Annotated in this window: 20 protein-coding genes; 12 read left to right on the forward strand and 8 right to left on the reverse strand. The window is 40.1% G+C overall.

The window, feature by feature from the left end; all coding sequences use genetic code 11:
* Positions 1-83 precede the first annotated feature (83 nt).
* A complete protein-coding gene (locus CD126_RS01350) occupies positions 84-680 on the reverse strand; it encodes a peptidylprolyl isomerase (protein ID WP_049406607.1) in 597 nt (198 codons plus the stop codon).
* 65 nt (positions 681-745) lie between these two features.
* On the opposite strand from CD126_RS01350, the gene CD126_RS01355 reads away from it, so the two are divergent.
* The 10 genes from CD126_RS01355 (at position 746) to pbp4 (ending at position 9,945) form a co-directional block, all read left to right on the forward strand.
* The gene (locus tag CD126_RS01355) at positions 746-1,129 is read left to right on the forward strand and encodes a kinase-associated lipoprotein B (protein WP_103369918.1); all 384 of its coding nucleotides are present in this window, start codon (positions 746-748) and stop codon (positions 1,127-1,129) included.
* Positions 1,130-1,353: 224 nt separating this feature from the next.
* A complete protein-coding gene (locus CD126_RS01360; protein WP_103369919.1) occupies positions 1,354-3,759 on the forward strand; it encodes a Na+/H+ antiporter subunit A in 2,406 nt (801 codons plus the stop codon).
* The gene (locus CD126_RS01365; RefSeq protein ID WP_002472218.1) at positions 3,752-4,192 is read left to right on the forward strand and encodes a Na(+)/H(+) antiporter subunit B; all 441 of its coding nucleotides are present in this window, start codon (positions 3,752-3,754) and stop codon (positions 4,190-4,192) included. The genes CD126_RS01360 and CD126_RS01365 overlap by 8 nt, the downstream gene beginning before the upstream one ends.
* A complete protein-coding gene (gene mnhC1 / locus CD126_RS01370; protein ID WP_002472192.1) occupies positions 4,192-4,539 on the forward strand; it encodes a Na+/H+ antiporter Mnh1 subunit C in 348 nt (115 codons plus the stop codon). The genes CD126_RS01365 and mnhC1 overlap by 1 nt, the downstream gene beginning before the upstream one ends.
* Positions 4,526-6,022, forward strand: a complete 1,497-nt coding sequence (locus CD126_RS01375) for a Na+/H+ antiporter subunit D (RefSeq protein ID WP_049406601.1) — start codon at positions 4,526-4,528, stop codon at positions 6,020-6,022. Before mnhC1 ends, CD126_RS01375 begins: the two co-directional genes overlap by 14 nt.
* Before the next feature lie 2 nt (positions 6,023-6,024).
* Positions 6,025-6,504 carry a Na+/H+ antiporter subunit E gene (locus tag CD126_RS01380; protein ID WP_002472207.1) on the forward strand — a complete coding sequence of 160 codons (480 nt, stop codon included), beginning with the start codon at positions 6,025-6,027 and terminating at the stop codon, positions 6,502-6,504.
* Positions 6,501-6,794, forward strand: a complete 294-nt coding sequence (gene mnhF1, locus CD126_RS01385) for a Na+/H+ antiporter Mnh1 subunit F (protein WP_002472263.1) — start codon at positions 6,501-6,503, stop codon at positions 6,792-6,794. The genes CD126_RS01380 and mnhF1 overlap by 4 nt, the downstream gene beginning before the upstream one ends.
* Positions 6,772-7,128, forward strand: coding sequence for a Na+/H+ antiporter subunit G1 (locus CD126_RS01390; protein WP_002472212.1), 357 nt, complete (start codon positions 6,772-6,774; stop codon positions 7,126-7,128). Before mnhF1 ends, CD126_RS01390 begins: the two co-directional genes overlap by 23 nt.
* 231 nt (positions 7,129-7,359) lie before the next feature.
* Entirely contained in the window at positions 7,360-8,508 is a 1,149-nt protein-coding gene (locus CD126_RS01395; RefSeq protein WP_049406599.1) for an FAD/NAD(P)-binding protein, read from the forward strand.
* Between the two features lie 201 nt (positions 8,509-8,709).
* Positions 8,710-9,945 (forward strand): penicillin-binding protein PBP4, encoded by a 1,236-nt coding sequence (pbp4, locus tag CD126_RS01400; RefSeq protein WP_103369920.1) that lies wholly within the window; start codon positions 8,710-8,712, stop codon positions 9,943-9,945.
* Between the two features lie 98 nt (positions 9,946-10,043).
* Here pbp4 and CD126_RS01405 read toward each other — a convergent pair whose 3' ends face one another.
* The 6 genes from CD126_RS01405 to CD126_RS01430 all read right to left on the reverse strand — a co-directional run bounded on the left by CD126_RS01405 (position 10,044) and on the right by CD126_RS01430 (position 16,241).
* Positions 10,044-10,421 (reverse strand): PaaI family thioesterase, encoded by a 378-nt coding sequence (locus CD126_RS01405; protein ID WP_049406594.1) that lies wholly within the window; start codon positions 10,419-10,421, stop codon positions 10,044-10,046.
* 24 nt (positions 10,422-10,445) lie between these two features.
* On the reverse strand, positions 10,446-11,762 hold the full coding sequence (locus CD126_RS01410) for a Na+/H+ antiporter family protein (RefSeq protein ID WP_049406592.1): 1,317 nt from the start codon (positions 11,760-11,762) through the stop codon (positions 10,446-10,448).
* Between the two features lie 293 nt (positions 11,763-12,055).
* Positions 12,056-13,534, reverse strand: coding sequence for a M17 family metallopeptidase (locus tag CD126_RS01415; protein ID WP_049406590.1), 1,479 nt, complete (start codon positions 13,532-13,534; stop codon positions 12,056-12,058).
* Positions 13,535-13,622: 88 nt separating this feature from the next.
* Positions 13,623-14,831 carry an NAD(P)/FAD-dependent oxidoreductase gene (locus CD126_RS01420; RefSeq protein WP_049406589.1) on the reverse strand — a complete coding sequence of 403 codons (1,209 nt, stop codon included), beginning with the start codon at positions 14,829-14,831 and terminating at the stop codon, positions 13,623-13,625.
* A 375-nt stretch (positions 14,832-15,206) separates the two neighbouring features.
* Positions 15,207-15,566 carry a HesB/IscA family protein gene (locus CD126_RS01425; protein WP_002472257.1) on the reverse strand — a complete coding sequence of 120 codons (360 nt, stop codon included), beginning with the start codon at positions 15,564-15,566 and terminating at the stop codon, positions 15,207-15,209.
* 426 nt (positions 15,567-15,992) lie between these two features.
* Positions 15,993-16,241 carry a YuzB family protein gene (locus CD126_RS01430; protein ID WP_002472271.1) on the reverse strand — a complete coding sequence of 83 codons (249 nt, stop codon included), beginning with the start codon at positions 16,239-16,241 and terminating at the stop codon, positions 15,993-15,995.
* A 475-nt stretch (positions 16,242-16,716) separates the two neighbouring features.
* Between CD126_RS01430 and CD126_RS01435 the strand changes: the two genes are divergently transcribed.
* Positions 16,717-17,781, forward strand: a complete 1,065-nt coding sequence (locus CD126_RS01435) for an NAD(P)/FAD-dependent oxidoreductase (RefSeq protein ID WP_002472195.1) — start codon at positions 16,717-16,719, stop codon at positions 17,779-17,781.
* 163 nt (positions 17,782-17,944) lie between these two features.
* Here the strand turns inward: CD126_RS01435 and CD126_RS01440 are convergent, their stop codons facing one another.
* A complete protein-coding gene (locus CD126_RS01440) occupies positions 17,945-18,280 on the reverse strand; it encodes a YuzD family protein (RefSeq protein WP_049406584.1) in 336 nt (111 codons plus the stop codon).
* A 104-nt stretch (positions 18,281-18,384) separates the two neighbouring features.
* Between CD126_RS01440 and CD126_RS01445 the strand changes: the two genes are divergently transcribed.
* A complete protein-coding gene (locus tag CD126_RS01445) occupies positions 18,385-18,627 on the forward strand; it encodes a NifU family protein (RefSeq protein WP_002472275.1) in 243 nt (80 codons plus the stop codon).
* Positions 18,628-18,641: the final 14 nt, after the last annotated feature.

Raw genomic sequence — 18,641 nt, forward strand, 5'->3', positions numbered from 1 at the left:
AGAAAAAGTGCAAAAACGCGCAACCGCTTCTGCACTTTTACAACTATTCAATTATTACATCAAACGCTCTACAACTGAACGATTTACGCTTCTGTCACATCAATATGTTCAATCACTACGTCATAAAGTGGCTTATCTTGTGCCCCTACTTTCGTCTGTGCGATGTCTTCTAATGTGGATTCGCCTTCAATGATTTGACCAAATACTGTGTGTCGTTGATCTAACCATGGTGTACCGCCGTTGTCACCGTATGCTTTCACGATAGGTTGAGGCCAGCCACCGTCAGCTAATTGACTCAACATAGATTCAGGCACTTCTTTCGCTTGAACGATAAAGAATTGTGAACCATTCGTATTTGGACCTGCGTTCGCCATAGAAAGTGCACCATATAAGTTGAACGCTTTGTCAGAGAACTCATCTTCAAACGGTCCACCGAAGATACTTTCACCACCCATGCCTGATGCAGTCGGGTCGCCACCTTGTACCATGAAGTCTTCAATCACACGGTGGAAAGTAATCCCATCGTAGTAACCATTTTTCGCGTGAGTTACAAAGTTCTCCACTGTCTTAGGTGCAATATTTGGGAAAAGTTTAAAGGTCATATCACCCTTATTCGTCTGCATAACAACTTTAATTTCGCCTTCATGAATTTCTTTATTTAATTGAGGATACTCAGTCATTTTAATTCTCCATTTCATGTTAAGATAATAACTGTATTTTATCATAAAACGAAAGGGAGTCGCATATGAAGTTATATCGCTTTGCACATAAAACGGGCGTGTACGGCGTCAGTGTCGTAGAAGAGAACGACAATCAAGTGCTCGTCCAAGTCGAACAAGTCATCAAACATCCGAAACAAGGAGACTCGCATAATCCGAAAGAAACGGAAGGTGTGTTCTTCCATGAACGTAAAGCGTTGAGTCACTTTGAAAAGCGCTACACGAGTCCTTCACAACTTAAACCATTCGACGAAGAACCGCTTCCTTACGAAGAGTCATTACAACGAGCGCTTACAGCTTTGGAAGATAAACTGAAAGCACGTGATACTGAGCACGCGCGCTTATCATTAGAGAAATTAGATAACTTAAAGGAAGATTATACGATTCAATATAAGTGCGAATTTAAATAGCTTAGTGCACATTATGTGACGATATAATTCATTTATGTAATGAATTGAATGTTGATTTAGAGCCTGGTTTTTCTTAATTCAGGCATTATTGTATAATATATCTATAACACTTCATCGTCAGATTACTGTTGGCATTTATATTGCTTTACCATGAAGATTTCAAACTATTCATGAGTTTTAAACGCGTAATTTGATATGACAGAGATATTGAAGGAGGGAATAGAATGAGTTGGTTACATATAGCAGTCTTACTACCTTTGATATTTGCTGTTATCATACCAATCATTTACCGGTTTCATAAACGACTCCATCTCGGTTGGTTCGTCTTACCAATACCGGTCGTCTTATTTATTTATTTCTTAACGTACATTTCGCGCACATCTTCAGGAGATAATGTGTTAGCACATTTAAACTGGATGCCGCGCTTCGGTATGAACTACGACTTGCATGTGGATGGGTTAGGACTGTTATTTAGTTTACTCATTACAGGAATCGGAAGTCTGGTTGTGCTTTACTCTATCGGCTATTTAGATAAAAGTGAACAACTCGGCAACTTCTATTGTTACTTGCTCTTGTTTATGGGAGCCATGCTCGGTGTAGTTCTCTCCGATAATGTGATTATTCTTTATCTATTCTGGGAGTTAACTTCATTCTCCAGTTTCTTACTAATCTCATTTTGGAGAACGAAGCAGAAATCGATTTATGGTGCTCAAAAATCATTAATCATTACTGTATTAGGTGGACTTGCCCTACTTGGTGGGCTCATCTTGATTTCGCTAGCAGGTAATACGACAAGTATACATAGTTTAGTGGAAAAAGCAGATGATATTCAGCAAAGTCCATTCTTTATTCTAGCAATGGTACTCATCATCATCGGAGCAATCACGAAATCAGCGCAAGTACCATTCTATATTTGGTTACCTGATGCTATGGAAGCACCTACACCCGTGAGTGCTTACTTGCACTCCGCTACGATGGTTAAAGCAGGACTTTATCTCATCGCACGAATGACCCCGATTTTTGCAATATCTGAAGGGTGGATTTGGACTGTATCACTCATCGGATTAATTACGTTATTCTGGGCATCACTCAATGCCACAAAGCAACATGATTTAAAGGGTATTCTCGCCTTTTCAACCGTCTCTCAACTCGGTATGATCATGGCGATGCTCGGTATTGGTGCGGTAAGTTATCATTTCAACGGTTCAGATAGTACATTGTACGTTGCAGCATACACAGCAGCTGTCTTCCACCTCATTAACCATGCGACATTCAAAGGTGCATTGTTCATGATTACAGGTGCTATCGATCACAGCACAGGTACACGTGATGTGAAGAAACTCGGCGGTCTCATGACAATTATGCCGATTTCATTTACTTTAACGATTATCACGGCTTTAAGTATGGCAGGTATTCCGCCGTTTAATGGTTTCTTATCTAAAGAAAGCTTTATTGAAAGCATGCTCCATGTAACACAAGCGAATATCTTTAGCCTCAATACTTTAGGCATACTCTTACCTATCATTGCGATCGTTGGTAGTATCTTTACGTTCGTTTATGCGGTACGTTTTATCGGCCAAATCTTCTTAGGCAAACATCAACCGGAAGCGTTACCTAAGAAAGCACATGAAGCATCACCATTGATGTTAATCTCGCCAATTATCTTGGCAGTACTAGTCATCGTCTTCGGTTTCGCACCGAACTTGTTGACGTCATCATTGATTGAACCCGCTGCGAACGCGATTACACATTCAAGTGGTATTACTGCAGAATTCAAGTTCTTCCACGGCTTTACACCGGCGTTCTTCTCAACGCTTGTGATTTACATCGTAGGTATTCTGCTCATCTTGACGTTTGCTTATTGGGTTAAAATACTACAAGCTCAACCTAAAGCGTTGACGTTTAATCAATGGTACGACAGTTTAGGTAAATATATTCCGAACTACTCAGCAAACTTTACGAACAGCTATGTGACTGGCTATACGCGTACGAACCTCTTATGGATCTTAGGTTCACTCATAGTTATTGCAGCAGTGACGCTTTTCGTATCGCCATTTACACTGAACTTTAAAGATGTCAGCGCCGTACGCCCGTATGAGCTCGTCATCGTGGTAATTATCTTAACAGCGTCTACGATGATACTCTTTGCGCGTTCACGCTTGTTCAGTATCATCATGGCAAGTGCGGTGGGTTACTCAGTCGCGATATTCTTTATCTTCTTTAACGCGCCTGACTTAGCATTAACACAATTCGTAGTAGAAACGATTTCTACAGCCTTGTTCTTGCTCTGTTTCTACCACCTACCGAACTTAAACCGTCACAATGAGTCACGAACGTTCAAGTCAACCAATGCAATCATCTCAATTCTGACAGGTGCCGTAGTGACCATCCTGGGCTTGATTGCTTATGGTAACCGTCACTTTGACTCTATCGGTGCTTTCTACAAAGCGCACGTTCACGATCTTGCTCATGGTAAAAATATCGTTAACGTCATCTTAGTCGACTTCCGTGGTACCGATACATTATTCGAATCTTCAGTGCTCGGTATTGCTGGGCTCGGTGTGTATACGATGATTAAGTTGAAAGCGAAACATCAACGTCAAACGAAAGGAGGTCATGAGAATGAATAAACAATCTCATAAACCTAAGAAGAATATTATCTTTCAATATTCTGCCATTCTCATCTTCTTCCTTATCGTGATGTTTGGGATTTCCCTCTTCCTCGCTGGCCACTATACTCCAGGAGGCGGTTTCGTTGGGGGTCTCATCCTATCAAGTGCGCTGGTAATCATCGCTGTCGCTTTCGACGTGAAGACGATGCGTAAGATTTATCCTTGGGATTTCAAGATTCTCATCGGTATCGGTTTGTGTTTCTGTGCTGCCACACCTATGGCAAGTTGGTTTTTCAATAAAAATTTCTTCACACACAAGCCTTTCGACATTCCATTAGGCGTATTAGAACCCATGGGCCTACACACTGCGACATTCTTTGACCTCGGCGTCATGTTAGCAGTCGTTGGAACAGTCATGACGATTATCTTAACGATTGGGGAGAATGAGTGATGGAAATATTAATGATCTTTGTTTGTGGCATCCTTACAGCCATGAGCGTGTACTTGATTCTATCTAAGAGCATCATACGCATCATTATCGGCACAACGTTACAAACACATACCGCAAACTTATTCTTAATTACCATGGGTGGTTTGAAAAAAGGTGGCGTGCCCATTTACGAACATGGTGCGAAAGCTTACGTGGATCCAATTCCACAAGCACTCATCTTAACCGCTATCGTTATTTCGTTCGCCGTGACTGCATTCTTCCTTGTTCTAGCATTTCGTAGCTATAAAGAACTCGGAACAGACAATCTTGAATCAATGAAAGGAGTGTACGATGATGATCACGAGTAACTTACTCGTCAGTTTACTAATCATACCGATATTCACCGCACTCCTACTCATATTTATTGGTAAACGACCCATTGTTAAACGCTATGTCGCTTTTATTGGGACATTCATTACATTAATCTTTGCGATTATTAACTTTATCAATGTATGGCGAAATGGTCCGATTAAGCTCGAGTTAGGTTCATGGAAAGCACCCTACAGTATCGTATTCGTTCAAGACTTGTTCAGTGCCCTACTCGTCATTACAAGTTTAATCGTGACATTGCTTATCATTCTATATTCTTACAAATCTGTAGGGATTGAACGTGAAACATACTATTACTATTTCTCAATTATGTTTATGATCACAGGTGTCGTTGGAGCCTTTATTACAGGCGATATCTTTAACTTATTCGTCTTCTTTGAAGTGTTCCTCATCGCATCTTACATCCTACTCGTCATTGGAGGTACCAAAGTTCAACTCAGCGAGACGATTAAATACGTCTTAATCAACGTCACTAGTTCAGCGTTCTTCGTCATCGCAGTTGGTATTCTTTACTCAGTAGTAGGAACGCTCAACCTTGCAGATATTAGTGAAAAGTTAAATCACCTATCCGCACAACAAAGCGGCTTGTTAAATATAGTCTACATCATGTTCATTTTCGTCTTTGCAACGAAAGCCGGGGCCTTCCCAATGTATGTTTGGTTACCTGGAGCTTATTATGCTCCACCTGTCGCAATCATTGCGTTCTTCGGTGCGTTGTTAACGAAAGTAGGTGTCTACGCAATTGCTCGAACAAGTAGTTTATTCTTTAACGATACTTCAAGCTTTGCGTACTACCTCATTCTATTCTTAGCACTATTGACGATTATCTTCGGTTGTGTCGGCGCAGTGAGCTTTTATGATACGAAGAAGATTATTCTCTACAACATCATGATTGCAGTCGGCGTCATTCTCGTAGGTGTAGCTATGATGAACCAATCTGGTATGATGGGAGCCATTTACTATACGATTCACGACATGCTTGTGAAAGCTTCCCTCTTCTTCTTGATTGGTATTATGGCTAAGATTACTAAAACGCATGATTTGAAACGTTACGGTGGGTTGATCAAACACTATCCCGTGCTAGGTTGGACATTCTTTATCGCCGCGTTAAGTCTTGCTGGTATTCCACCGCTCAGTGGTTTCTACGGTAAATATTACATCGTTCAAGCGACTTTCGAGAAAGGCTTCTACGTTAGCGGTATCGTCGTGTTACTTTCAAGTCTCGTCGTACTTTATTCAGTGATTCGCATTTTCTTAAAAGGATTCTTTGGTGAATCACACGGTTACGAGTACAATCCGAAATTAAGTTATAGAGGCTTATTAACGGTAGCCATTGTTGCCGTCGTTTGCACAGTCGTATTTGCGTTATCGGCTGATGTGCTCTATCCAGTGGTTAAAGAAGCGGCCTCATCATTCTATGATCCAAGCGTCTATATCGATAGTGTATTGGGGGATAAGTAATTATGGCAGTACAAGTGGTTATTAATTTATTACTCTCGTTATTCTGGTTGTTAGTCACAGGTAGTTACACAGTCAATAACTTCCTCCTAGGATTTATACTCGGTTTGTTACTCGTTTATCTATTACGCAGTGTCTTGCCTGGTCGATTCTATATCATCACGTTATATAAAGTGATTAAGCTCATATGGGTCTTTCTCATTGAGCTAATCAAAGCCAATATCGATGTGATACGCATCGTCTTGCAGCCGTCATTAAAGAACGAACCAGCATTTTTCACTTATAACACAGATTTAAAAACAGATTGGCAAGTCGTGCTACTATCCAATCTCATCACATTGACACCAGGGACGATTGTGGTAGGTTTAAGTGATGATCGCACGAAAATTTATATTCACGCCATTGATTTTGGTGAGAAAGAAGAAGAAATCGAGGGAATTAAATCCTCACTTGAGAAAGTCGTTAGAGAGGTGGGTGAACGATGAGTTACAAAGTTATTATTATTATCGCATTAGTTATCGTCGTCTTGTCCATGCTCGCGATGCTCATTCGCGTCATCTTGGGCCCCTCCCTCGCTGACCGCGTCGTTGCAATTGACGCAGTAGGTCTACAACTCATGGCCGTCGTCGCATTATTTAGTATGTTAATCGGCGTTCAATACATGGTTGTCGTCATCCTACTCATAGGTATACTCGCATTCTTAGGTACTGCTGTCTTTGCGAAATATATGGATAAAGGTAAGGTGATTGAGCATGATCAAGACGATACTCATTAGTGTTGCTTTAATCTTAGTCGTTCTCGGCGCGATTATTAGTGCCCTAGCCGCATTAGGTATCGTGCGACTCGATGACGTATATTCACGCGCTCATGCTGCAGGTAAAGCAGCGACATTAGGAGCCATGCTCATGCTTACTGGCGTGTTTATCTTCTTTATTGGAAAAGAAGGATCCGTCAACATGCAGTTGATTATCGGTATCCTATTTATCTTGATAACTGGCCCTTTATCTAGTCACTTGATTATCCAATCAGCTTATAAATTGAAAACACCGTACACTGATCGTACGAAACGTGACGAGATACGCAAAGGTATTGAAGGTCACGAAGATTAATAGTTGAAGCTCGTAGATGGATTGATTCCGTCTGCGAGCTTTTTGTATTGTGATGGATTGTTGATCTTATCCTTGCCTCCCCACCCCTTTTTGATTTGCATAAAGGGTCAATTGCGCGTTGACCCTATCTCGCCACTTTTAGACATGCTGTTTCAATTTGTCCTTTTAAAAAATGTGTGGTATATTTTACAAATCAAAATAATTACGATTTATAAGACAGGAGGTCTTCCTATGAAACAGTGGACGATTATCGGGGGCGGAATACAGGCGGTAACTATTGCGATTAAGTTACGTGAACTGGGACTAAGTGCTAAAGATTTAAGACTCATCGATCCTCATGACAATTTATGTGCGCAATTTCATAAATTTACTGAGCGTTTAGAAATGCCTTTCTTACGCTCACCTTGTGTTCATCACGTTCATCCTGACCCTTTCCACCTCAATCGCTATGCGAAAGCACATCAGTATACAGAATCACATTATGGACGGTATCAGCGCCCACAACGTGCGATGTTCTTAGATCATACGCACTACCTGATTCATAAATACGGATTGAATGAAAGTCATTTCAAAGGTGCCGTACAACGCCTTGCCCCTATGAAGAATAGATGGCAGCTCACATTGGAAGATCAGCGTATACTTGAAAGCCACTACGTCATCATCGCAAGTGGGAGTACGAATCAACCCTATATTCCGAAAGACTACCTCAATCAACCTGATGTTAACCACGTATTCGACCTCGATGACATCGATGCCGAATCTACTTCGCACATCATTGGTAGTGGTGTGAGTGCAGCACACCTTACACTGCGTCTGTTGAACGAAGCATCTCGGTCACCGATACATCTCTGGCTCAACAAGCCCATCTCTGTGAATGATTTCGATGCAGATCCAGGTTGGCTCGGCCCTAAATACATGTCACATTTCAAAAAGCTATCATTGAACGAACGCCACAGAGTAAATCAACAAGAACGTCATCGTGGATCAATGCCACGTGAACTGTTTTTGAAGTTGAAGAAAGCAGAAAGCAAAGGCCGGTTACATATTCACATCAATGAACACTTAAGATTAGCAGATCATCACATTGTTACTCCGAACGGGAGCTTGCCTTATGACCACATTCTCTTAGCTACAGGATTCGAGAAGGCAGTACTCAACGCACCCTTTCTCCAACATCTCGTAATAGAGTATGGCGCACCTGTTGCACAATGCGGTTTGCCACATACTTCAACTGACCTGGAGTGGCTGCCTACCCTTTTCGTCAGCGGCGCGTTAGCAGATTTAGAGTTAGGTCCTTTCGCGCGTAATATTATGGGTGGACGCGAGGCTGCACAGCGTATTGGTCAAGCATTCCAACGTGCTTCTGCTTTATCGTCGTAGCATTTATTTTGTAAAAGGATGACTAAAAGCAGATGTGGTTTTCTAACCGTACATTAGTGAAAAACGGGGTACTTTCTTTTTATTCAAATAACATTTTTTCAAAACAAAGTTAATCGATACCACTAATTTAATTTAACTAAAGGACTCTTTTTTGATAATATAATGACATGCATATAGAAACTACACAAAGAGGAGCCTACAATGAAAAAATTATCGTTACTTATAATGGTATTTTTCTTATGTAATTTGAGTGTTAATTTCAACTCGGTATCGGCAAAAACGCCTGTCGATGAGTCGAAAGAAGAACATGTACAACTCGATAAAACGTTTAATCCTAAAGGTATGGTTGTGACCACAGAGGATGGACAAATACTTTATGACTATAATAAAGATAAAAAAGTGGAGCCTGCCTCTACTACCAAATTAATGACCATGTTAGTAGTTTATGATGACATCAAAGATAAAAAAGTGGATTTGAATGATAAAGTCAATATTACTTCCAGATATCAAAAGATGTCTGAACTGCCCAATCTCACTACTTTTCCACTCAAAAAAGGACAAACCTACACGGTGGAACAACTATTAAAACAGGCAACTTTAAACTCAAGTAACGCAGCAACCTTAGTATTAGCAGAACATATCGATGGGGATGTCTCACAATTTACAGATAGAATGAATGCTAAAGCCAAGGCTCTGGGCATGAACCACACACATTTTACTAACCCTAGTGGTGCGGATAACCATTTAGTTCAACCCTATGAGCCTAAAGGTTATAAAAATGAAAGTACATCTCATACTACCGCCCATGACATGGCGTTACTCACAAATCATCTGTTGCGCGAACATCCAGAAGTATTGCATATCACAAAGTTAAAAGATGATACGCAATATCATCAGAAACTACATAATACGAATCTGTCTCTCCCCCATCAATCTCAACAAATGAAGGGTGTTGACGGACTGAAGACAGGTACAAGTAAAGAAGGATATAACTTAGTCTTGACGACGAAGCGTGATCATCTCCGTGTGAATGCCAATATCTTCAATGTGCAACCTTATCCGAGTGACCAATCAGAGCACGCGCGTCATAAAATCGCGAATGCTATTACACAAGAAGCTTTCCACAAGTACGCGTATCGCAAAGTCATCTCTAAAGGTGAGCATACTATTGACGGTAAGAAGTACGATGTGAAGAAAGATTTATACGATGTTGTACCTAAAGATAAAAGTAAATATCATTTGAAAGTATCCAAAGATCAACATGTATATGTGAAATACGACCGTCAATTTATCGGAAAAGAACATATTCCGAGTGTGAAAGTTGAGGAATCATCTCATTTTTTTAGCGGGAGCTTCAGAGTGATACTGGGAATTCTAGGTTGTATTCTAGTTGGATTCATCGCTTTGATAGCTGTAAAAGTGTATAAAAAATTATAATGCGTGTTGGTATTTGCTAAGTGGTATTCATTATTGAAAAAGCGCCATTCTATCTTGAATTCGATAGAATGGCGCTTGTTATATACGATTGATGTTTGTTATCTTTTGCGTTGTTTAATCGCAATCGTACCTCTCATCACACTGATTAAACGATCCGTATCATCTTTGATATCAATATTCCACACTTGCGTCGTCTTACCTTCGTGAACGATAGTCGCTTCTGCATATACGACGCCCTCAGTAGTAGAACTTATATGATTTGCGTTCATTTCTAAACCAAGCGGAATGTAACGTTCCGTATCTACAATATGCGCTGCACCGATTGAACATGCTGTCTCTCCTAAAGCAAGATTCGCCCCTCCGTGTAAGTAGCCAAAGGGTTGTTTCACCTTGTCTGTCACAGGCATAGATACGATGATATGCCCGTGGGATTCTTTCTCTATCTTCATCCCTAAAGTTTCTAACATATTCGTCATCTTCAACGCCTCTTTTCTTAAAATTTACAGTACCATTGCTGCAATTGTACCAAAGATGATTAAAGGTACGTTATAGAATACAAAGTTAGGTATACATGTATCTCGAATGTGATCGTGCTGGCCATCTACATCAAGTCCAGCTGTCGGTCCGAGTGTTGAATCGCTCGCCGGCGAACCAGAATCACCGAGCGCACTCGCTGTACCGATAACAGCAATCAGTGCCATTGTACTTAAGCCAAGTGACTCACCTAAAGGAATAAATAACGTTGCGATGATAGGAATCGTCGCGAAAGATGATCCAATACCTAATGTAACGACGAGTCCGATAATATACATCACAATGATGCTCAATAATTTATTATCCCCTGCTATCGTACTTAAACTATGTACAAGTGATGAAATATCACCCGTTTTATTCATCACACCTGCAAAGCCGTTCGCACTGAGAATGACTACGCCAATGTAGGCCATGATTTGAATCCCATCGACGAACTTTTTATCCAACTCAGACCATTTGTAAGCACGTGAGATAAAGAAGATGAGTACCCCGGCTAACGCGCCGAAGATCATTGAATCTGTAAAGGTTTGTACGAGAAAAGTCGCGATAATCGCTACGATCGTCACACCTAGCACATAAGGCTTGATCTCGATGTCATCTATTTCATCTAAATCTTTCTTCTGAATGTATTTACGTGGTTTACGGTAATAGAATAAGCCGAGGATTAAACCTACGATATAACCTAGAGACGGGATAATCATCGCCTTCCAGACTAAGTTAATATCGATGGAGTGACCTGCTTTCGCAAACCCTTTCGTAATAATTTGGTGGAAGATTTGACCAAAACCATACGGCAACAGAATATAAGGAAAACATAGACCGAAACCGATAATTAAAGCAATTTGACGTCTATCCATATTCAGTTCGTTAAATAAACTGATGAGTGGCGGAACCACGATAGGAATGAATGCAATATGGACGGGAATCAAGTTCTGACTCATGATACTGAGTGCTAAGAGCACCACTGTAATAATTAACTTGACTGTAACACGCGAGAATTTACTATTCTCTGCGCGTATCCCTTTAATAATCTTATTGACGAGATAGTCAGTAATACCGCTATATGAAATCAGAGCGGCAAATCCTCCGAGCAAGGCATAGCTCAAAGCGACCTCTGCACCATCGACAATATTTTTACCAAACACTGTGACGATGTCCTCAATTGACATTCCCGCAACGAGTCCACCGACTAATGCACTGATAAATAAACTAATTACAACGTTCAACCTGCATAAACACAGGACAACCATTAAAATAACTGCAACAACTACAGCATTAACCATATTGACATCCACTCCCTTTAATACATTATCGAACTAAAGCGTTATAGGTGTAATACTATCAATTCGCTTCTCATATGTCAACATTATTTCAGAATATTTGCGAGAATGCGTGGTGATATACGATTTGCCTTATCTCCACGAGCACATCAAAAAGCCCGCTTCATCGACATCGCGTTCAGATATAACATCGATTATGATGAGCGAGCTTTCAATCTTTAATTAAACTATATAATGAGTGAATCATTCTACAACGACTATCTAGAAGCCCTTTTACGAGCACAAATCCACGACACTTAACCTTGTTGACGTAACCAATTCACAATCGTTGTCACAAGGAAACCTGTGGGACCAGCTGGACCATTATAGTTCTTAGTATTACGCGTCGCTGGCCCTGCAATATCGAAATGCATATGCGGCGTATTACCTGCGAAATGCGAAATAAAGCTAGCCGCGAATAGCGCTTTACCGTGGCCATTCGTATGATTGACGAGATCGGCTACAGCTGAACGACGTATCTTGTCCTTCTCTGCTTGAGTGATTGGCAATTCGAATGTAGGATCGCCGTCCTCTAAAGCGATTGCCAGAATTTCTTCTAGCGGTGCTGTACTCTGATTACGTAGGGCTGCTGCTTTATCGTCCCCAAGTGCTGCCACTGCTGCACCTGTCAATGTCGCGAAATCGAGGATATAGCGCGGTTGGAACTGATTAGCGTAGAAGACTGCATCGCCTAAGACGAGTCGACCTTCTGCGTCACTGTTTAACACTTCGACTGTTTCACCACTTAGCGCAGTAAAGACATCATCTGGTTTCATCGCTTGCTCACTAATCATGTTCTCTGCGAGTGCGACAACACCTACTAGATTAATAGGCAATTGTAAACGCTCGGCAATTGAAATCATCGCCACGACATTGGCTGAACCACACATATCAAATTTCATCGTCTGCATGCCTAACTTCGATTTGATAGAGTAACCACCTGAGTCGTATGTGACACCTTTACCAACGAGTGCGATAGGATCTTGATCTTGTGCGCCACCTTGATACGTCATCGTAACGAGATGTGGCGGGTTAACTGAACCTTTGCCGACCGCGTGAATGAGTCCGAAACCTTCTTGTTGCAGTTGTGACCCATCTTTGACGTCGACCTCTACACTTTTATAAGTAAAATGTTGGCTAATCTGTTCTGCATAATAAGCAGGTGTCAATATATTTGGTGGCATATTGCTGAAATCACGAGCAACATTGATGCCTTCCCCGATGATTTGTCCTGTTTCAAGTTCATTCGCAACGTCATGCTGTTCAGTATGGATGTTTAGCGTTAAATTGTATGGCGCTGACTTATCCGATTTGTAATTATCAAAGCGATACGTCGCGCGTTCACTTTGAAGACCGATGAGTTCCACGATGGGACGTGACTCGTAATATTTATTATCGAATGACTCTAGTAACAGGGACGCTTGAGTAATACGCTCTGATTGTAAGTACTGAAATAAATTACCGAATGCTTTCAAGTAATCTTGCGTTGTTAAATCTTTGAGATTACTGAGCCCAACTGTGATAAGACGATGAGGTTGACCATTAAATTGATAGAATGTTGAACCAATTTGGCCTACAGTCGTTCCTACAATTTGTTGGTGCTTGAGCTCATCTAAATCTGACTTTATATCTTGCCCGTCGACTGTTATCTCATCTAATTGATTGAGATGTGCAGGTAAACCCACGATAAGAACTTGTTCCGCTTTGTCCTGTGTTGAGACGAATTGTGCTTCCATCTTGTATACTTCCCCTTTAAATCTTTCTTGATAAAAATAAGGAGCCTATCATTATGACAGGCCCCTCTTGCGATTAAGCTTTGATTTATTAGAATTTACCTTTTTTGAATGCTAAGCCTACGCCACCTAATTTGAATACTGCACGTGTATCGATGACTTTCTTCATAAATGCAGCTTTTTTACCTTTAATGTCTCTGCCGTAAACGACACCTACACCGTCATGTGAACCAAGTGAGCAAACTGTACCACGGTCTACGTAGTTGAATGGTACTGTTGGTTCGCCGTGTAAGATGTTGTAAATGCTTTGAGCAACGTTTTCACCTTGTTGCATAGCGATTTGAGCTGTAGTTGGTAATGGACGTTCTTCACCTTCTGGGATGAATGCAGAGCAGTCACCGATAACGAAGATTTCGTCATGACCTTTGATAGTTAAGTCTTGGTTGTTTACGATACGACCACGTTTAACGCCATCGAATGCGTCGTCCATGATGTGGTTACCGCGAACACCTGCTGCCCATACGACAGTGTTAGCTTCTAATTGTTCTTTCTTACCGTCAACTTCAACTACGAAACCTTTTTCGTTAGCAGCAACGATAGGTGTCGCAATCTTGAATTCAACGCCTTTGTCTTCTAAGAAGCTTACTGCGTGGTTCACTAATTCATCAGAGAATTGTGGAAGCATCTTAGGTGCAGCTTCAACACAAGTGATGTGAACACGGCTTTGTTCTACGCCGTATTTGTTACATAATTCAGGAATACGTTCAGTTAATTCACCTAAGAATTCGATACCAGTGAATCCTGCACCACCAACTAAGATAGCGATGTCTTTATCATCTTTCTCTTTAGAAGAAGCATAGTTAGCAAATTTATCTTCGATGTGACGAGATAATTTACGTGAAGTTAAGATATTTTCAATTTGGAAAGCATGTTCTTTCATGCCGTCGATACCAAATGTTTCGCTTTCGAAACCTAAACCAACGACTAAGATATCGTAGTCGAATACGCCAGCGTCAGTTTCAACTTTTTGCGCATTGCGATCGATCTTCTTAACTTCTGCTTTGACGAAGTTAACTTTATCTTTGTCTAATACACTTTCAACTGGGTAAAGTGCATCTTCGTAGCTTAAAGTACCTGCTGAAGCTTCATGTAGCCAAGTTGCTTCATAGTGGTAATCATTTTTGTTGATTAATGTAATTTCTGCGTCTTCTTTAGAGAGTTGCTTTTGTAATTTAGTTACAGTTTGTAAGCCTGCGTAACCAGCACCTAAAACTAATACTTTTTTACGAGATTGAGCCATTTTATTCACCTAAGCTTTCATAATTATTTTTTATTTATACGTCTTTTTAAATGACAGCATGAAGACGTTATACGTTAACTGTGACAAAGCAATTGACTGAGTTGCTATGCTACATAACACCTTTCATCTTACATCAAACTATGATGCCTTTGTCACAATTTATTAATCATCACACTGTATTTTACCCGAGTTTTCACAAACAATTCATAAAAAAGACATTTTTCATCCATATATAATCTTATAGTTTTTATAGTATCATTTCAAGCACTTATCGGGGATGTGTGCGAAATTTCACAATATCAGTGATAAAATGAACCGATATACATGAAAAGGCTTTCTCCTTACACCTTAACACATATATCGGTCCACTACTATTTAGCACTCTTCAGGTGTGCCTGAAACTTTCGCAGTCTTGAATGAACTGCCGCAACCACATGAAGCGATGGCATTTGGATTGTCAATTTGGAATCCGCCACCCATCAAGGATTGTTTGAAATCAATAGTTGTGCCTTCAAGCACAGGTTTATCGTAATTATCAACGAGTACTTTCAAACCGTAGAATTCAAGTACTTCGTCGTTCTCACCCGGTTCCTCTTCTGCAGACATACCATATGTTAAGCCAGTGCAGCCACCGCCATCAACTTTGATTTTAAGGTAGCCATCAGGCATGTCGTTTTGTTGGAGCATGTCTTTGACTTCGTAGGCTGCGGATTTTGTCAATGTCACTGTACTCATATTTTCTCCTCCTTTGGTAATAAATAAATAAGTTTTAACTTTGTCGATAATAATCCTTCATTGCTCATTTACCTATAGTAAAATCGCTGCTTCAGTCTTCTTATCTCCTCGTTAAATCTTGTCTCTTTATTACCTCTTATCATTCGTTATTTTAACGTAAAACAAATATCCTTGTTTATTTACGTGATCGTAAAATCACTTCATCGGCAGGCTTTTCTACGCGTGTCTTGCTGTTGATTTATAGCCATTTTTAATTTTTTCATAATCTTTCATTACTCATTTACGAGGTAATAAAATCGCGACTTCCTTGCACTTCACGTAGATGATGATTTATTAAGCACTACACTTTGAAACTCGCTAATGACTGTTATTACACTTAAAGCAAGATAAAGTACATTCGTATATGACTTATCTATACAAGAAGCATTAGAACATTGCCCAAGCTTCTTGTTGTTCTTCTATATGCTTGTAGATGTTTGAAAGTAATTCATCTGGCGTGTTCCCTTCGACAACTTCGCCATCGACTAAGGCATATAATCCACTCGAACAAATACCACAGTTTTGAAGGCAGCCATACTCTAGAACATCTACTTCAGGATCTTCTTCTAACTTGTTATAAACATAGTCTCCGCCTTTGGCCATGTTTGATACACAAAATTCTACAAGTGGAAACATATTTCACCTTCTTTATAGATTCAGTTATTTTATTATAACAAACACACCCCTGGATTGCCCACAAGCTGATTTCTACTAAAAAATTTTTCAACAATTCCCTAAAAAGTGCTAAAGCCCTTTCACAATAGTTAAGAAAGCGATTGCAAAATTAAGTCATTGCCTATAAAGTTATTTGTAGTAGCACATTAAAAAGCATATAATAAACTATGTATGATTTCATATCGTTCCAACACGGTAAGAGCAAGCAAAGGGTCTCTTATCAACTACATATAACGCGTAATACATCATGGATAGTGTGGGGCTACATTAAAGTCATTGTGCCGCTTCAACGACATATATCCTAGAACGACTTGTCTCGATTCACAACATTTATACTGTCGAACTAAGATAGCGTCTAGTGTGGAAGCGACTAACGATAGACTTTGAACATGATGTATCTACAACAATCTAATTTCTGATTAAAGGGGTATTGAACATGAAAAATCTTGTACTACTCGGTGGTGGCTATGGGAATATGCGTATCATGTCGCATATCTTACCTAATGCCCTACCTAAGGACTATTCACTGACACTCGTTGACCGCATGCCGTATCATAGTCTGAAGCCAGAGTTCTACGAGTTAGCAGCAGGTACGAAATCGGATAAAGATATTCGAATGAACTTCCCAGATTCTCCACGAATCAATACGGTTTATGGAGAAATCACGGAAATCGATTTAGACGATCAAATCGTTTCAGTCGGCAATACTAAGATTGACTATGACGAACTCGTTATTGGCTTGGGTTGTGAAGACAAATATCACAATGTGCCCGGTGCAGAAGAGCATACGTTTAGTATTCAAACGTTGTCTAAATCTAGAGAGACTTTCCACCACATCAGTGAGTTACCAAATGGCGCTAAAGTTGGTATCGTAGGTGCTGGCTTGAGCGGTATTGAACTCGCGAGTGAACTTCGTGAAAGTCGCAGTGATTTAGATATCTATCTCTACGATCGCGGTGAGCGTATCTTACCACGTTTCCCAGAGAAACTTAGTCGTTACATAGAGAAATGGTTCAAGAAGAATGATGTAACAGTCGTTCCAAATTCTAATATTAACCGTGTAGAAGATGGTCGTATTTTCAACAATGATATCCCTGAAGATGTAGACCTCGTCGTTTGGACAGCGGGTATTCAACCGGTGGACATCGTTCGTAACTTACCTGTTGATATTAGTAAAAGTGGTCGTGTCATTCTGAACCAATATCATCAAATTCCAACTTATAAAAATGTTTACGTCGTAGGTGATTGTGCGGAATTACCACACGCACCAAGTGCACAGCTTGCTGAAGCGCAAGGTGATCAAATCGCGGATGTCATGAAATTACAATGGCAAGGTAAACCATTACCTGAGAAGATGTCTGAGATTAAAATCCAAGGTTTCTTAGGTTCATTAGGCGAAAAACAAGGCTTCGCTTATATTATGGACCGTACTGTTACGGGTCGTCTCGCGTCTATTTTAAAATCAGGTGTGCTCTGGCTTTACAAATATCATAATGGTTAATGACTATAAAAGCGGTCTAGGATTTGCCCTAGACCGCTTTAACTATTCAAATATTTATTTTTAAAGTAATAGTTACATATTAAACTACGAGCATCATAACATTGAAAATGAAACACCCTCACATTTTACTTAGAGTTCCTAACACGATCAACCAATTAAGTACTTAATCTTCTTGTGCTGCCTCTGGAAAGCGCGCTTTCATGAAACGCTTAATATCTTTCAATTGAATATAACCATCCGCAACGTATTCATCATTCATCGTCACTAGCGGATAGAATAATTCCTCATCTTGAATTTGCTCAATATAGTGCTGATCATGATCAGATAGATTCTCTGTATCGTGCTCAATATCAATATACGTAAATTCAAACTGAATATCAGGATATTTACGTTGTAATAATGGTTGTAACCAATCATACGTATTCTTAGAAGTTGGCGCATTTACACAGCTTGCACATACAACATCTGCGCCGTAAACAACTACACTAACTTTATTCATAAGCCTCTCCCTTTGTTTTAGATGATAGATTTTTTCGTCCATATCTATTATAATAAAGTAATAACGAGAAGATGAAATAATATACTTGAAAGGAGGCATTTCGCATGCCTACAGAAAACGCAACGATGTTCGATCAAGTCGCAGAAGTGATTGAGAAGTTACGTCCTTTCTTATTACGTGATGGCGGGGATTGTTCACTCGTCGATGTAGAAGATGGTATTGTCAAATTGCAATTACACGGTGCTTGCGGGACATGCCCAAGTTCAACAATTACGCTTAAAGCAGGTATTGAACGTGCTTTACACGAAGAAGTACCGGGCGTCGTTGAAGTAGAACAAGTATTTTAATATAAAGAGATGAA

The sequence above is a fragment of the Staphylococcus pettenkoferi genome, assembly GCF_002902685.1.
Taxonomy (GTDB): domain Bacteria; phylum Bacillota; class Bacilli; order Staphylococcales; family Staphylococcaceae; genus Staphylococcus; species Staphylococcus pettenkoferi.

Bases quoted from the DNA above. Each gene is read 5' to 3' on its own strand.
- CD126_RS01350 (WP_049406607.1), bottom strand. From the start codon at position 680: ATGACTGAGTATCCTCAATTAAATAAAGAAATTCATGAAGGCGAAATT.
- CD126_RS01355 (WP_103369918.1), top strand. From the start codon at position 746: ATGAAGTTATATCGCTTTGCACATAAAACGGGCGTGTACGGCGTCAGT.
- CD126_RS01360 (WP_103369919.1), top strand. From the start codon at position 1,354: ATGAGTTGGTTACATATAGCAGTCTTACTACCTTTGATATTTGCTGTT.
- CD126_RS01365 (WP_002472218.1), top strand. From the start codon at position 3,752: ATGAATAAACAATCTCATAAACCTAAGAAGAATATTATCTTTCAATAT.
- mnhC1 (WP_002472192.1), top strand. From the start codon at position 4,192: ATGGAAATATTAATGATCTTTGTTTGTGGCATCCTTACAGCCATGAGC.
- CD126_RS01375 (WP_049406601.1), top strand. From the start codon at position 4,526: ATGATCACGAGTAACTTACTCGTCAGTTTACTAATCATACCGATATTC.
- CD126_RS01380 (WP_002472207.1), top strand. From the start codon at position 6,025: ATGGCAGTACAAGTGGTTATTAATTTATTACTCTCGTTATTCTGGTTG.
- mnhF1 (WP_002472263.1), top strand. From the start codon at position 6,501: ATGAGTTACAAAGTTATTATTATTATCGCATTAGTTATCGTCGTCTTG.
- CD126_RS01390 (WP_002472212.1), top strand. From the start codon at position 6,772: ATGATCAAGACGATACTCATTAGTGTTGCTTTAATCTTAGTCGTTCTC.
- CD126_RS01395 (WP_049406599.1), top strand. From the start codon at position 7,360: ATGAAACAGTGGACGATTATCGGGGGCGGAATACAGGCGGTAACTATT.
- pbp4 (WP_103369920.1), top strand. From the start codon at position 8,710: ATGAAAAAATTATCGTTACTTATAATGGTATTTTTCTTATGTAATTTG.
- CD126_RS01405 (WP_049406594.1), bottom strand. From the start codon at position 10,421: ATGACGAATATGTTAGAAACTTTAGGGATGAAGATAGAGAAAGAATCC.
- CD126_RS01410 (WP_049406592.1), bottom strand. From the start codon at position 11,762: ATGGTTAATGCTGTAGTTGTTGCAGTTATTTTAATGGTTGTCCTGTGT.
- CD126_RS01415 (WP_049406590.1), bottom strand. From the start codon at position 13,534: ATGGAAGCACAATTCGTCTCAACACAGGACAAAGCGGAACAAGTTCTT.
- CD126_RS01420 (WP_049406589.1), bottom strand. From the start codon at position 14,831: ATGGCTCAATCTCGTAAAAAAGTATTAGTTTTAGGTGCTGGTTACGCA.
- CD126_RS01425 (WP_002472257.1), bottom strand. From the start codon at position 15,566: ATGAGTACAGTGACATTGACAAAATCCGCAGCCTACGAAGTCAAAGAC.
- CD126_RS01430 (WP_002472271.1), bottom strand. From the start codon at position 16,241: ATGTTTCCACTTGTAGAATTTTGTGTATCAAACATGGCCAAAGGCGGA.
- CD126_RS01435 (WP_002472195.1), top strand. From the start codon at position 16,717: ATGAAAAATCTTGTACTACTCGGTGGTGGCTATGGGAATATGCGTATC.
- CD126_RS01440 (WP_049406584.1), bottom strand. From the start codon at position 18,280: ATGAATAAAGTTAGTGTAGTTGTTTACGGCGCAGATGTTGTATGTGCA.
- CD126_RS01445 (WP_002472275.1), top strand. From the start codon at position 18,385: ATGCCTACAGAAAACGCAACGATGTTCGATCAAGTCGCAGAAGTGATT.